Genomic DNA, 14,636 nt, shown 5'->3' with positions numbered 1-14,636 from the left:
TTATGCAATAAAGCTGCATTTTATATAACACTTCTCAAATTATTTCTACTAAATATTTATGAATATGGTTAAACAGTAGATAGAAGAAACCTTTTCTATTATTGATCTTTTGTACAGTAAAGTTATCTCATAAAATATTAAATTTGGAGTTTTATGGATCACAGACTAAGAGCTTATTTGCTTGGAGTTACCTGGTTTATACTCAGTTTACTTAGTAGTGTAGTTAATGATACTATATCAAAGTGTCTCGGTTTACACCTTCAAAGTTTTAAGATAATCTTTTTCCGTTTTTTATTTAGCACTATTACTCTTATACCTTTTATATTTTACTATGGAATAGGAGTTTGTAAAACAAGTCGAATATCTATTCAAATAACTAGAGGTGCATTGTTGTTTTGTGGAATGACCTTATGGACCTATGGGTTGACTATTTGCCCAATAGTAACTGCAACAATTATAGGTTTCTCAATACCATTATTTGTTATGCTTCTTGCAATTCCTTTTCTGGAAGAAAATATAATTTGGCAAAGATGGGTAGTAGCTGTCATTGGTTTTATTGGTATTGCTATTACTACTAAAGCTTATAGTGAGGATTTTAATCCTAAAATTCTTATTTTTATTGTATCCGCATTAATCTTCGCTATACTAGATGTACTTAATAAGAAGCTTGTAATGAAGGAGACAATAATAAGTATATTATTTTACTCAGCTCTAACAACAACAATTTTTTCCACTCCATCTTTGTTATTTTATTGGCATATGCCTTCCTTGTTGGAGTTAGTATTACTGCTGATTTTAGGAATAAGTTCAAACCTAATTCTGTTCTTCATGTTAAAAGCTTTTGCTCTTACTGATGCTACTGCACTTGCACCTTATAGATACATAGAGCTAATAATTTCTGCAATAGTAGCATACGTTATATTTAATGAATTACCTGATAAAAGTGCTTTATATGGTACTTTGATATTAATACCATCAACCTTATTTATAGCTTATTCGGAAGGTAAGGCAATTAAGAAAAATAATGTAACAACAAAAGTTTATAATTGTTAATGGTATTTATTTTAGATGCTAAGCTATATTTTTAAGGTGATAATAAAATGCACATAACTATTATAGGAGTAGGGTATGTAGGCTTAGTATCTGGTACAATGTTATCGGAGCAGGGCCATAAAGTTGATTGCATTGACATAAATACTGAGAAGATTGAACTTTTGAAATCAGGGAAAATTCCCTTATATGAACCTGGATTAGCAGATTATTTAGAGAATAATATAAAGTCACAAAGGATAAGATTTTTTGATTCGTATTCTCAAATAAATCCCAATACAGAAGTAGTATTTGTAACTGTAGATACTCCATCAGACTCCCTAGGAAATGCAAATTTAAAGAATGTATATAATGCAGTAAGTGAAGTTTCTGAGAGAGTTAATCAAGATTGCTTAATAGTGATAAAGTCAACTGTTCCTCCTGGTACTGCAGAAAATATACATAATTATTTATCTAATAAGGGCTATAACTTTGATTTAGGAGTTAATCCAGAGTTTCTCAAGCAAGGCTCTGCAGTATCAGATTTTTTATACCCAGATAGGATAATAATAGGAGTAAAAACTAAGCTAGCTAGGGCAAAACTAGAAGTTATATATAGATCATTTATAGATAAGAATATTCCGTTAATAGTCACTGATACAGTTACTGCTGAAATGATTAAATATGCTTCTAATGCCTTTCTAGCAACAAAGGTTGCTTTTATCAATGAGATGGCAGGTTTATGTGAGCTATTAGGAGCAGACATTGACCTTTTAGCTAACAGTATGGGAATGGACCATAGAATAGGTAAGGAATTTCTCAAAGCTGGTCCAGGATTTGGAGGATCATGTTTTCCTAAGGATTTGTCAGCTTTATTAAGGCTTGCTGAAGACTACAATGTTAAGCTACAAATTTTAAATTCAGTTAAAGAATCTAACTATAATCATATAACAAACATTGCTAAAAAGGTAGAATATGTATTAAATGGAGTCCAAAATAAAAAAATAGCAATATGGGGGCTAACTTTTAAGTCTGGTACTGATGATGTAAGAAATAGCCCAGCTATAGATATTGCAAAATTGTTAGTGAATAACAAGGCTAAAATTACTGCATATGATCCAATGGGGATGGATAATGCTAGGCAAGTTCTAAAGGATATAGAGTACGCAGACAATGCTATAGGGGCTGCAAGAGACGCGGAAGCCTTATTATTATTAACGGAGTGGAAAGAATTTAAAAATCAAGATTTTGCAAGTTTAAAGAGTATTATGGCTGCACCTAATGTTTTTGATTTCCGTAATTTATTAGATAGCGAGCTATTACTAAGATATGGTTACCATGTTTATTCCTTGGGTAAAAAATCTATCTACAAAGTTTAACTGTTGAGAAATTTTTTTTACACCGCTTTACTTAGTTTTTTTAGATCTTTGCTTGATAGTATGGAAAAGCAAACGAGTGCAACAACAGAGCAAATGGAAAAAAATGAAAACATAATACTGTTACCACAGTGCTTAACAAGTACTCCTAAGAGCACGCATGAAAATATTGAACTTGCAATATACCCAAATAATCCTGTTAAGCTTACAATTGCACACACATTATTTTGTGGAGCAATTTCTACAGCTATAACACCTGTCAGTACTTGCACTCCAAATATAAAGAATCCTGATAAGATTGCACCAAGGTTCATAAGAATTATGTTTTGACCAAAGTTCATTGCAATAAAAGTGAGTGCTATACCCAACATGTAAAGTAATGCCAGCAAGCTTCTATTTTGAAAGAAGTACATATCACTAATTCTTCCTGTGATTAAAGTTCCAAGGATTCCACCTAAATCATATACGCCTGTTATTAGTGAGGATTGTACAAGAGAAATTTGTAATTTATCCATTAAAATTATAGGAAACCAAAAAAAGATTCCCATTTTTATAATATAAGCACAAAAAGTAGCACAACATAGAAACCATATGGAACTTGTTACCTTGATACCTATTTGAGATTTCTGCACCTTATAATAGGTAGTAAAGTTGGCACTTTCTTTGTAATATGCTTTTAATATTGTATAAATTCCAAAAAGTAAGCATAAGAGACCAGAGTACAAAAATGCACTTTTTGCATCATATATTTTAATTATACTTGGTAATACAATTAAAGTAATACAAGAACCAAGTTGCTGAGATGAGCTCATAACTCCCCATGATGATGCAATTGAAGAGATGCTAGAGTTTGTAACCATAAACTTGGTAATAGCTGGCCAACCTAACCCTTGTGTCCAAGCTAATAATATTAATGTTAACAGTAATAAAGTTAGATTATTATATGATGAAGTTATACCAATGGTTAATAATCCAGTTGCAATATTGCATAGCCCAAACATAAATAATGGATTATTTTTGGAGTCCATGATTATTCCATTAACAAATTTTGATACTCCATAAAAAAAAGAAAAGCAGGCAAAAAAATAGCTTAATTTTACATGGTCAGTATCTATTAACAGTGGTAGAGCAATTGGTATACTTTGTCTTGATAAATAAAGCAGCATATATCCACAGAAGAATAGTAAATATTGAAAGAAGACAAAGTTCACACCTATTCCCAAATAGCTCTATGCAGATGCTAGCATAATACTATATTGGTATAATATTGTTTGACAAGAAGTTTGCAAACAATTAGTGCAGAAAATTACTTACTTAGTATCTTTCTTATAGCAGATACAGTAGTATTAATATCTTCATAGCTTATATCTCTATGTGTTATAGCTCTGATTTTACCTTTGATGTTAGCCATTCTAATTCCATAATTTGTCATTAGTACGTTTATTAATTCTTGAGTAGATATACAATTAGTATGTAATGAAAAATACGCTATATTAGTTTTATACAGGTCGATATCAATTATAACTTGATCTATAGAGCCTAGGCCTTCTATAAGGTGCTGCATTTTTTTATGATCTTCTTCTAAAGAATTTACATTATTATGTAGAGCATATAAACATGCAGCTGAAATAATGCCAGCTTGGTGCATACCTCCGCCAATTTGAAACTTATAGTACCAAGCTTTTTCAATAAAATCTTCACTTCCAAGCAATATTGCGCCCATTGGAGCACCTAATCCTTTACTAAAATCAATAAATATCGAATCAAAATAACTTGCATACTCTTTTGGAGATATTTTAGTATGAGCACAAGCGTTGAACAGTCTTGCTCCATCTAAATGAGTGAATACGTCATTCTCTTTGCAGAGACTTGAGATCTCTTGAATATATTCTAAAGGCCACACAGCTCCACCACCAAAATTTGTCGTTTGTTCGATAGAAACAAGCCCAACTCTCGGAATATTTCTTAAACTAGGACGAGTAATAAACTCAACAATTTGTTCTCCAGTAAATATTCCTCTCGTACCTTTGATGGGCAAAGGAGTGGCATGTGCCTGGGCTGCGATCAAGCCAGATTGTACTATGAGTGGATGTGAAGTTTCATCAAGCAGCAAGTAATCACCAGGTCTTTGAATGTGTACTTTATAAGCAATTACATTGGACATCGTTCCTGAAATCAAAAAGATTCCTGCAGGTTTACCTAATATTTTACATGCGGTTGCCACTAATTCGTTTACAGTTGGATCTTCACATGCAGCTTCGTTTCCAACTTTTGCTTTAGCCATCGCTTCCCTCATTTTAGCTGAAGGGTCAGTGTTTGAATCGCTAAAGAAATCTATTTTTATTCTCATATTAAATTTAACACAACCTCCTTTATAATTTCAGCAGCTTTCATGATTTCTGTTTCCTTTGTGCCAAGATGGGTAACTGCTCTTATATGAGACTCGAGCCAAGGAAAAAGCAATAAACCATAAGCTTGGCACTTACTCAAGAAAACCTCATTAGTTACATTTAGTGCTTTTATACTGAAGCTTACTATATTAGTTTCTGGATAAGGTAGTACCAGTTTTATGTGTGGAATTTCTTTAATCTTATCTGCAAACAATTTAGCGAGCTTATTATCTTCTTTAAGCCTAGAGATATTATTCTGTAGTACGTATTTTGCTGCATTAGCACAATACCCTATCTGATGATAACCACTACCTAGCCAAACCTGTAGCTTTTTAGCCCTTTCAATTATCTCTCTTTTACCCATAAGCATTGAACCAAAAGGAGCGCCAAGTCCTTTAGTAAAAGAAAAGCTCATTGTATCCACATATTTAGCATAATCTGCTAAAGCAATATTTGTTTCGATATGAGCATTAAATATTCTTGCACCGTCTAAATGAAGATTTACATTGTGAGCTTTTAAAAAGTGATATAACTCGACTTGTTTTTCAAAAGGATAAATTTTACCATTAAACCCATTTATACTATTTTCTATAGAAACAAGACTCACCTGAGCAAAAATTTTATACCTCGGCTTAGAATTAATAGCATATTCTACTTCATCAACATCTAAGATTCCGCTATTATTTCTAATACAATTAAATACGATATTATTTACTTTTGCATTGCCTGCGCTATCGAAAAAATTAACGTGGTAATTATAATGAGTTATTAGTTCATCACCAGGACTTGTTTGACTGGCAATGGCTAATCTATTTGCAAGCATACCGCTGGTTACAAATAATGCTTCTTCTACTTTGAATAATTGTTTGCAATATTCTGATAAGTCATTACAGCTTTTGTCTTCACTATAAGCAAAATCTCCAACAGTTGCATTACTTATTGCATGTATAACGTTGGAGCCCTGCAGAGTTGTAGTGTCACTTCTCAGATCAATAATTTTTTCCATCTTATTTTTTGCCATTCAAACAACCAATTTGAGCATTCCAAAGTTCCTTGTAAAGACCTTGCTTAGAAACTAATTCAGCATGTTTACCATCTTGGACAATTTTTCCTTTGTTAAATACTAGAATTCGGTCCATGTGTAAAAGTGTAGAAATACGGTGTGCTATAGTAATCGTAGTTTTATTTTTCATCAATTTGAATAAACTCATTTGAATTGTTTTTTCTGTTATAGAATCTAACTGACTAGTTGGTTCATCGAGAAATAATATTGGAGCGTTTTTTAAAAATGCCCTGGCTATTATTATTCTTTGTCTTTCTCCTCCAGATAGCTTGATGCCTTTTTCTCCGACTGTAGTTCCATATTGATCTGGTAGAGTCATAATGAAATCGTGAATACCAGCCAGCTTTGCAGCTCTCATTATTTCTTCGATAGTAGATTGAAGTCTACCATATATGATGTTTGCTAAAATAGTATCATGAAATAACAATGGGTCTTGAGGTATTACAGATATTTGTTGCCTCAAAGAACTCTGTGTAACTTCTGATACTATTTGATTATCAATCTGTATATTACCTTTTTTAACATCAAATAGCCTTAGAATTAAGTTTATAAAAGTAGATTTACCACCTCCAGAATAACCAACTAGACCTACCTTTTCGCAAGGATTAATGGTAACTGAGAAATCTTGAAATAATGGCTCCTGACCTTCATAAGAAAAAGAAACATTGTTAAACGTTATTCTTCCACTTAATAAATTTAATTCTTTAGCATTTTCCTTATCTTGAATTTCTGGTACAGTAGTCAAGATTGGCAATGCATCTGAAACTTTGCCGAAATGAGTAGAAAATTGGGTAAGATTCCTAGTTAGATGGTTAAGAAACTCTATAATCGATATATTAATTCCAAGTACAAGAGCAATATCTCCTATTGCAATTTTGTTCAATTGATAGTCATAAATTAAAAAGTACAAGTTTACTGCTTGGAGTATATCAAATGAATAGCCATATATAAACCAAAGACAAAAGTATGCCCATTGTAATTTTCTCTCTGCAATAGTTCTTTTCTTGCATATTTGAAAAAATTTGTGTCTCTCATGTGCTTGCTGAGAAAATAGCCTTACTGATATAACATTTAAAATACTATCTGCTATACTAGCTATTACTTGTGAATTTTGTTTAGAGTAATTATCAGCTAGTTCAGTAAGTACACGAAAGCTGAAAATCGATACTAAAATAAAAATGCTTACCCAAGTGAATGTGGCGATTGCAAATTTTATGTTTACTAATGATAAGGTATAAATAGCTAAGACTAATGCTATGCTGTAACCGAAAAAACAATCTATAAGCAATCTTATTAACTCTATCACACTATCCATTAAGTTACTGGCCTTATGTACTAAACTTCCGGATAAATTGTTCTGATAATAGGAATGGTCTTGTTGGAGTAGCCTACAAAAAGACATATCAGCTATTTTTTGACGCATTAAGGTAAACATTCGAATGTCAACAAAATAGCCATAGAATCTAAAAGCAGTAGTGATAAGTAATGCCATACCAAGATAAGCGCTTACAGGTAATAAAAGATTTTCAATTACATTACCTTCCTGATATTTTACAGCTGTATCTAGAATATTTTTTACTAAATACTTTCTAAAAGACAAATCAACAGCTACCACCAGAGCAACTAAAGACATTATAAGTACATTAAGCTTGAATTTAGATACTATATTCAAGATGAACATCAATACACATTTGAAGCTATCAACTCTACTTCTGTTCATTTACAATGCTAGCTCCACTACGTTGACTTTTTTATTGAGAAATACAAGTAGTGAAAACCATAAATTTTTGTATATTTTTCCTGAGATGTCTCCAGCATCATGTAGTGCTGATGCTTGATTTAGAATAAGCAGCTTATATAAATCTCGCTTAGCCTCAGTAGTGTCGATCTCAGAAATATTTGTAGTTGTATCTGTAATAAAGGCTAACCAGCTCTTGATAAGTTCTTCCATGTTTTTTGCTTTTATACTTTCCTGGTAGCCAAACAATGACAAGCATTCTCTCAGTATAGATTCTGTTAACTCACCACAATTGAGTATACCAAAAACTGAAGGCTGAGGTTTTGGCACATAGGGAAGGTCTTGATCTTTTATAATCCACCTTGTTACATAAGCAAATCTATCTTTAGCATCTGTATTCTTATCACTACCATGCCATAACCGTGAATCAAAAACTATCGCATCTCCTGCTGAAATAGGTAGTGACTTAATTTTGTAATTTTCTCGGTTGTTTGAGTACTGATCAAAAAAATATGGGTACCAAAAATCAACTAAAGGCTGTATTTCCCATTTATGACTGTTTTCTATAATTTGTAGTGCACCTGAAGTTTCACTTACATTATTCAAAGCTAACCAAACGGAAAAGTGGTAAGGATCATTGAAACTATAGGAGATGTCTTGGTGAAAGGGAACTGCATCTATTAAATCAGCAGTTTTACATATAACATTTGATTTTTTCTGCAGTATCTGACACTGAAGTGACTTTTCAAGGTAATTTTTAATAATTTTATCTAATGCTTGAGATATAATTCTAGTTACTTGAGATAACATGCCCCATCTGCCGGTACAGTTTAAGTAGTCAGAAGTTGAAACACTTATTTCTTGGGATAGCTTTGATATCTTATTTGTTATATCACTTAAAGACTGAATTATTAGCTCTAAAGGAACCAGATTTTTGATAATAAAAAAACCATTTTTTTGTAATGTTTCCATGTGATTAACATCTGACATCAATAACTGATAAGTAATCTGTTAAAGGTAAAACAGCAAAAATTTTGAATCCTTTTACTTGTTTGAGTATTTTTTCCCAATCGTTTAATGTTCTTAGTTTACCTCCTGTTTCAACCATGACATTAATATCTACAGAGCCTCCAGTTGGAGAGCGGTAATCTAAAATAGTTTCTATCAATAAAATACGAGATATTCCTTTGACCAATTTTAAATAAGACAATACTTTATCATCATCATAGTGCTGTAGAAAGCGGCAAAAGACACCTAATTCATAATTTGTAACTGATAGTTCTTCCTGAGTTATAAGTTTGACTTTTAAATTTTCTACTAACTGTCTTGGTACTTTATGTTCGTTATATAGGCCTATAGAACCTTTATTGTGTATATCAGAATAAGCAAGAAATAAAGAGTGTACACCAAATAGCAATATATTCTTAGCATCATCTATATTAATTCTAGAATTAAACTCTTTAGTATCAAACCTAGAATATCCTAGTAATGCTTGGTAAAATGCTATTTTCTTATCTTCTGATGCTTCTCTTTCCTTAAAAGATTCAAATGAAGAGATAGACTTCTGTTTTAGTATATCGGCCATCTTTAACCAATTCTTTTCAGCGGCAACTCTTGCCCACATTGTTGCTGCTTTTGGCAAAAATGGTATTTCCTTAAAACACTTACCTTTTGATGATAGTTTCCATAAGTCCTCGTCCTTATCGTAATCAATAAACCCTATTTCCCACAACGCCCTTAACAGCCTTTCTAGATTTGGTACGATAATGTTTAACTTTTTAGATAAAAACGGCACAGTTGCAGGTAAAATATTTAACAAATCAAGTTCAATAGCAACGCTTGTTAGGTAAGTTTTCCAAAAGGCTGAAAGTTCTGCAGAAATCCTATGCACTTGAGATTCTTTACCTAAATCAAAAATACTAAACTTTACATTTCCGGTAATATCGATTTGTCCTAACACACCTTCAAAAGTTTCAACTTTTGCCATCCCATTATAAAATGCTTCTACCATTTTAAATCTCTGCTGGTAAACAGGATCACCATTAATATCTATATGAAACCAACCATGTTGATCTTCTGCAATAGAATACCCTTTATGAAAAACATTAAGTTTTTTATACCATTTATTATGTACTAACTTTCCATGATGATTAATATGTGTAGCTTTACCATCCTTATAGACTACAGCGATACCATCCTTAAAATCTCCAACATAATCATATTCCTCCTGATAAATCCTGTTGCCATTTAAATTAATATGAAAACATTTATCATGTCTTCTAACTACACAAATATCTTCCTGATAATTTCCAATCCATTGATACGACTGTTTGTATACTCTACATCCAGATGAATCAATATGGTAACACCCTGTATCATCTTCTACGGCCGCTCTATTAAAGTAGAATCCAAAAGTTTTTAGAAATCTATGATGATAAACTGCTTCTCCTCTTACATTGATATGATAAGCACCTGTCTGATCATAAACCGGTGCAAGACCGGGCTCATGAAATTTACCAACCTTTATAAACCTATCTTCATACAAAGGATTTCCTAGTAATTCGTGAAAACTCTCACACGGTGAAATTTTAATAGATTTAAGATTATCTTTGATTAATTGATCAAAGGTTTTCTCATGTTGCATGTTTTGCATAATTTGTAATTTAAATAATTCTTTTGTAAGCTTAGGTACTCACTACTCTGCCATATTTCCTCGAGTTTAACCTCATTAACATTACCAAAATTTCCTAATGTCTTACGGAGTTCATCTGGAGCACAGCAAGGACTAAACTTTCCTTCATTGTTTATCCATGCTTCTTTACCTAAAAATGGGCATTGACCACCTGGAGCCAAATCCTTAATACCTTCTTGAGAAAGAATTGTAAAATTTTCTAATTTTATCTTTTTACCATTTGGTAATAGCATATTATCTCTAAGCTCATATAACCTTCTCACCTCTGTATTCCATCTACTAATTGCTAACTCATCTCTTCTCATAGATAGATCCTTAATTTCCTCAAAATGTGCCCAAAGATGATGTCCTTTAACTCTATCTATGCCGTTTTTTATGGCCATCTTAACTATGTCATAGAGTTCATGTAAATTACTTTCCAAAAATGTTAATTGTAAAGTAACGGTACACCTTTCACCTGTATCGCTAAAGTATTTATCTCTAACTTCAAGGAAAGTTTTTAAATTTTCTGTCACTACTTCCCATTTTGAACCTTTCATGATTCTTTCATGAGTTTCTTTAGTTGCCCCATTCCAGGAAATCTTAACATCAGATAAAATTGGTACCAATAGTTCAGCCCATTTTCTAGCTCCTTTAATGGGAAAAGAACCATTGGTTGTGAGGTTAAGCTTAAGGCCGAACTCATGGCACAAATTGATTATTTCATCAAAGCTTTTATACATTAAAGGCTCACCCATAGTAGAAGGAATGATTTCCCTTAAAGGTGTGCCAGCTGCTTCCTTAATTACTTTTCTGATAGTTTCTATCGACAGTATCTTAGGTTTTATTCCTTTAGCTTTCTTTTCTTCTTTAACTTTGCTGTATGGTGAAAAACATTCGCACATTATACAAGCAAAATTACAGTAATCTGGATTAGTATCAAAAGTAATTCTCCAAGGACCGGGTTTAACAGCTACTGATTTGCCTTTCTTTTCAATAGCATTACGGTAAATCTTGTTAAGTTTCTCAATATGCTCACTCATAGAAGGTATATTTCCATTTTTAGTATAAGGATAGCCTTTTTGGGTAAGTTTATTGTATAACTCCTGATTTGTAGATAGGACTTGCATTTTTTCTGACAAACTACTTGCATCTCTGTGCTTAAATAATAGTCCATCTCTTACATATTCTGCCATACCACCATAATCGGCTGTTATAACTGGTATTCTAAGTTGCTGTGCTTCATGTATTACTAACGGTGAATTTTCACCCCAAATTGAAGGAACGACTATTGCATCAACTTTATTAAATACGTCAGTAACTATATTCTTATTATCATAACTTCCCATCCACTCTATTCTTTCTTTAACAACAGGTGAAAACTGATCGGCAATCGCTTTTAAAGCTTTAGTTTCTTCTCTTGCTGCTCCCCAAATTCTAAGTTTTGCTTTAGATGATAAGTGAGAAAAAGCTTTCAATAATAGATCAACACCTTTTTCGGGAGTATGAGTACCAATATAACCGAAAATAAACTCTTTTTCTTGTACTCTATTTCTATTCTTAAGACGATTGAGATCAAAACCATAATCAAGATAAGAAATTTTGTTTATCGGAACATAAAAATCCTGAGTAAATTTATCCATCAAGAATTTCGATGGGGAAATAAAGTAATCTATATAGTCTATTATTTTCCTTGTGTGCTTCATTCTAGTTGCAACCCATTGTTCCCAATAATTTAGGTCTGAATTCAGGAATTCTTCATCTCCTGTAAAATATCCCTTGTAACATTGGGTTGCACATTTTTGATCCTTTTGTCCATCACAAAGCTGTAATAAATCTTCAGAATTGCGTTGAATAAACCTTCCTCTTGGACACATTAACCAAAAGTCATGTAGCGTAAAAATTGTAGGTATATTTTCTTTAAAAGCAATTTCTGGTAAAGTAATTGATAGATGATTAAGATGACCAAAATGTATAAGATCTGGCTGAAAGTTATCTATTACTCTTTTAAATTTTATATCTACTTCTTCATTAATAAATTTATAACGATATTTAGCTATGGGTATATTAATTAAATGCAGTAAGATTCGAGAATCACTACGATCTAGGACTGTAGTGTAATAAAAATCAGGTAAAAAGCTATTTTCATACCTAGTAAATACTTGTACCTCATTGTTATTTGCTAGTTCATGAGCAAGAGTTTGGCTGTAAACCTCTGAACCAGCGCTATAATAAGGAGGGTAACCATGAATAACTTTTAATATTTTCATATATTACCATATCTATATTGTTAGGATACTCTTGTATATTGTTTTGTAGACTTTTTATAAAATTGCTTAATCCTACTTCTAATGAATGCTTTGGAGACCAACCAAGTAGCTCTTTAGCTCTAGTAAAATCACCATGGAACTTAGTTACGTCAAAATTTCTTGGAGGATAAAAATCAATTCTAGAATCACTTTTCGTGACTTTTAATATTGTTTTTGCTAAGTTTTCTAAAGTACATGGGCTATTAGTAGTAAGATGAATAGCAGGAAGAGAAGATTTTTCACTTTGTAAATATTTAACAGTTAAGCATATACCCTCTATAACATCATCCAAGTAGGTAAAATCAAAAACACATTCTTTACCTTCTATTTTAATTGGATCACCTCTTAATGCATTAATACAGAGTGCGGGAATTACTCTACTGTTATGATCTAGTAAACCACCGTATACATTTGAAAAGCGTAATATTGCTACATTAAAATCTTTTAAACTTGTTATTTGCTTCTCAATAAATGCTTTACCTTTGGCATAATTATTTATTGGATCGATACTAGCAGATTCTGTAACCGGCAGTTCCTTCTGCTCTCCATAGACTTCCCTACTACTTGCATATATAAACCATGGTTTATTTGGAAGTGACTTACATAACCCTAAAAACTGCATTGTACCATCAACATTAATTTTTTTACACAGTTCAGGATAAAGTTCACCATGTATAACTCGAGAAATTGCAGCCAGATGAATAATTCCTGTACACTTAGCAAGTAGTGGTACTATATCTTCTGAAAAAAAACTGAGTGGATTGTTGCGAAACCTAATATCACAGTTTATTACTTCATGGCCCTGGTTTTCTAACTTTTTCACCAAGGTTGACCCTATCAAACCTGCAGCACCTGTTATTAATATCCCCATGTATACCCTCTCACTACAAATAGGAAAATTTGTCGTACCAATTATCTTACAAGTAAGAATCAAAAGGTATTATAAAACCAGTATAAAACAAATGTCAACTTAAATTAATGAATAAAAAAATGTAGTTATGAAAGAAAAGTTGGCTGCCTTCTTTCTTGAAAATAGTGTTCGGCTTTAATCAAATCCTCTTTATTATTTACTCCCATTGCTTCTCTTTCATCAGAAACTACATAACCTACACTCAAGTTATTGTTTGCTGCAATGGGCACTATATCATTAAGACAATATTCATTGGTCGAATTATTGAATTTTATTTCTTTTACTAAGGTAAAGAGATCTTTAGCATATAAAGCCATTATTCCAGAGTTTGCAAGAAGCATTTTATCTCCATTTTTTAGGATTTTTTGAACATTTCCGTAATTATCAATTACTAATCTTCCATATTGTTCATCTTGACTATTGAATCCAAGAAGAACTAAATTATTATACTTTAAACAATCAGTCATTTTCATAACTGTATCGCTAGATATAAAAGGAGTGTCTCCATACTGTATTAAAACTATGTCTTGATCAGATAACTCCTCCAGATTTTCTAGAGCAATTTTAACTGCAGTGCCAGTGCCTGTAATATCTTCTTGAATTATTAGTTTTATATTGTATTGATCGATTATACTTTTTAGAGTATCAAAGTTTTCTAAATCTTTTAGAAGGGAGTTGTTAACAACAATTGATAAGCTTTTTAGACTCAGCGATTTTGCATTAGAAATTATATGTTCTAAAAGAGTAAGATTTCCCACTTGGTGCAACGCTTTTGGATATTCAGAATTCATTCTACTGCTCTTTCCTGCTGCTAATATTATCAAAATTTTACTCATACATAATTCAGGAATTGATTAGGTAGTAAGTTAATTTATAATTAGTAAGATGTAAAGTCCACTTTGATTTTCTAGAGGAAAATAACTACCATCGAACAGACAAAATTCGTTAAATTAGCATCTGTAGTAATTCTTAAGTAAAATTTTAGAAAGAGACGCCCCATAGTTATAATTGAGTGTGTGCTACTTTCAAGTATGGTTTTTATTGATGAAACCTCTTAGACCACTCTGTTTGAAATAAGGTAACTACTGCTTAATTCACCAAAAAGCCTGTAATTAAGTTCTAAAGCGAGTGTGTCCAACCCAATCGATTG

The 14,636-nt window shown here is 32.0% G+C and carries 11 protein-coding genes; 2 read left to right on the top strand and 9 right to left on the bottom strand.

Annotated elements, in window-relative coordinates; all coding sequences use genetic code 11:
- The first annotated feature begins 153 nt into the window (after positions 1 to 153).
- Both OOT12_RS02935 and OOT12_RS02930 read left to right on the top strand, forming a co-directional pair.
- The gene (locus tag OOT12_RS02935; protein ID WP_019236555.1) at positions 154 to 1,053 is read left to right on the top strand and encodes a DMT family transporter; all 900 of its coding nucleotides are present in this window, start codon (positions 154 to 156) and stop codon (positions 1,051 to 1,053) included.
- A gap of 47 nt (positions 1,054 to 1,100) precedes the next feature.
- Complete coding sequence (locus OOT12_RS02930; RefSeq protein WP_264376253.1) at positions 1,101 to 2,408, top strand: UDP-glucose dehydrogenase family protein; 1,308 nt, start codon at positions 1,101 to 1,103, stop codon at positions 2,406 to 2,408.
- 17 nt (positions 2,409 to 2,425) lie between these two features.
- Here the strand turns inward: OOT12_RS02930 and OOT12_RS02925 are convergent, their stop codons facing one another.
- From OOT12_RS02925 to OOT12_RS02885, 9 genes are all read right to left on the bottom strand, one after another.
- On the bottom strand, positions 2,426 to 3,571 hold the full coding sequence (locus tag OOT12_RS02925) for an MFS transporter (protein WP_264685379.1): 1,146 nt from the start codon (positions 3,569 to 3,571) through the stop codon (positions 2,426 to 2,428).
- Positions 3,572 to 3,711: 140 nt separating this feature from the next.
- Positions 3,712 to 4,755: a threonine aldolase family protein gene (locus OOT12_RS02920; RefSeq protein WP_211908064.1), complete on the bottom strand. Its 1,044-nt coding sequence runs from the start codon at positions 4,753 to 4,755 to the stop codon at positions 3,712 to 3,714.
- Positions 4,752 to 5,801 (bottom strand): threonine aldolase family protein, encoded by a 1,050-nt coding sequence (locus OOT12_RS02915; RefSeq protein ID WP_264685405.1) that lies wholly within the window; start codon positions 5,799 to 5,801, stop codon positions 4,752 to 4,754. Before OOT12_RS02915 ends, OOT12_RS02920 begins: the two co-directional genes overlap by 4 nt.
- Before the next feature lies 1 nt (position 5,802).
- The gene (locus OOT12_RS02910; RefSeq protein ID WP_211908065.1) at positions 5,803 to 7,578 is read right to left on the bottom strand and encodes an ABC transporter ATP-binding protein; all 1,776 of its coding nucleotides are present in this window, start codon (positions 7,576 to 7,578) and stop codon (positions 5,803 to 5,805) included.
- Positions 7,579 to 8,568 carry a phytanoyl-CoA dioxygenase family protein gene (locus OOT12_RS02905; protein WP_211908674.1) on the bottom strand — a complete coding sequence of 330 codons (990 nt, stop codon included), beginning with the start codon at positions 8,566 to 8,568 and terminating at the stop codon, positions 7,579 to 7,581.
- Positions 8,569 to 8,572: 4 nt separating this feature from the next.
- A complete protein-coding gene (locus tag OOT12_RS02900) occupies positions 8,573 to 10,249 on the bottom strand; it encodes a WG repeat-containing protein (RefSeq protein ID WP_263858704.1) in 1,677 nt (558 codons plus the stop codon).
- Positions 10,210 to 12,537 carry a glycosyltransferase gene (locus OOT12_RS02895; RefSeq protein ID WP_264377003.1) on the bottom strand — a complete coding sequence of 776 codons (2,328 nt, stop codon included), beginning with the start codon at positions 12,535 to 12,537 and terminating at the stop codon, positions 10,210 to 10,212. The genes OOT12_RS02900 and OOT12_RS02895 overlap by 40 nt, the downstream gene beginning before the upstream one ends.
- On the bottom strand, positions 12,494 to 13,447 hold the full coding sequence (locus OOT12_RS02890) for an NAD-dependent epimerase/dehydratase family protein (protein ID WP_264685378.1): 954 nt from the start codon (positions 13,445 to 13,447) through the stop codon (positions 12,494 to 12,496). Before OOT12_RS02890 ends, OOT12_RS02895 begins: the two co-directional genes overlap by 44 nt.
- A 125-nt stretch (positions 13,448 to 13,572) precedes the next feature.
- The gene (locus OOT12_RS02885) at positions 13,573 to 14,322 is read right to left on the bottom strand and encodes an NTP transferase domain-containing protein (protein ID WP_262986641.1); all 750 of its coding nucleotides are present in this window, start codon (positions 14,320 to 14,322) and stop codon (positions 13,573 to 13,575) included.
- Positions 14,323 to 14,636: the final 314 nt, after the last annotated feature.

It is taken from the genome of Wolbachia endosymbiont (group B) of Parapoynx stratiotata (assembly GCF_947250635.1).
Classification (GTDB): domain Bacteria; phylum Pseudomonadota; class Alphaproteobacteria; order Rickettsiales; family Anaplasmataceae; genus Wolbachia.
Note: the sequence above shows the minus strand (reverse complement) of the source record. Positions and strands in the feature narration are given on the sequence as shown.

Bases quoted from the DNA above. Each gene is read 5' to 3' on its own strand.
- OOT12_RS02935 (WP_019236555.1), top strand. From the start codon at position 154: ATGGATCACAGACTAAGAGCTTATTTGCTTGGAGTTACCTGGTTTATA.
- OOT12_RS02930 (WP_264376253.1), top strand. From the start codon at position 1,101: ATGCACATAACTATTATAGGAGTAGGGTATGTAGGCTTAGTATCTGGT.
- OOT12_RS02925 (WP_264685379.1), bottom strand. From the start codon at position 3,571: ATGCTGCTTTATTTATCAAGACAAAGTATACCAATTGCTCTACCACTG.
- OOT12_RS02920 (WP_211908064.1), bottom strand. From the start codon at position 4,755: ATGAGAATAAAAATAGATTTCTTTAGCGATTCAAACACTGACCCTTCA.
- OOT12_RS02915 (WP_264685405.1), bottom strand. From the start codon at position 5,801: ATGGAAAAAATTATTGATCTGAGAAGTGACACTACAACTCTGCAGGGC.
- OOT12_RS02910 (WP_211908065.1), bottom strand. From the start codon at position 7,578: ATGAACAGAAGTAGAGTTGATAGCTTCAAATGTGTATTGATGTTCATC.
- OOT12_RS02905 (WP_211908674.1), bottom strand. From the start codon at position 8,568: ATGGAAACATTACAAAAAAATGGTTTTTTTATTATCAAAAATCTGGTT.
- OOT12_RS02900 (WP_263858704.1), bottom strand. From the start codon at position 10,249: ATGCAAAACATGCAACATGAGAAAACCTTTGATCAATTAATCAAAGAT.
- OOT12_RS02895 (WP_264377003.1), bottom strand. From the start codon at position 12,537: ATGAAAATATTAAAAGTTATTCATGGTTACCCTCCTTATTATAGCGCT.
- OOT12_RS02890 (WP_264685378.1), bottom strand. From the start codon at position 13,447: ATGGGGATATTAATAACAGGTGCTGCAGGTTTGATAGGGTCAACCTTG.
- OOT12_RS02885 (WP_262986641.1), bottom strand. From the start codon at position 14,322: ATGAGTAAAATTTTGATAATATTAGCAGCAGGAAAGAGCAGTAGAATG.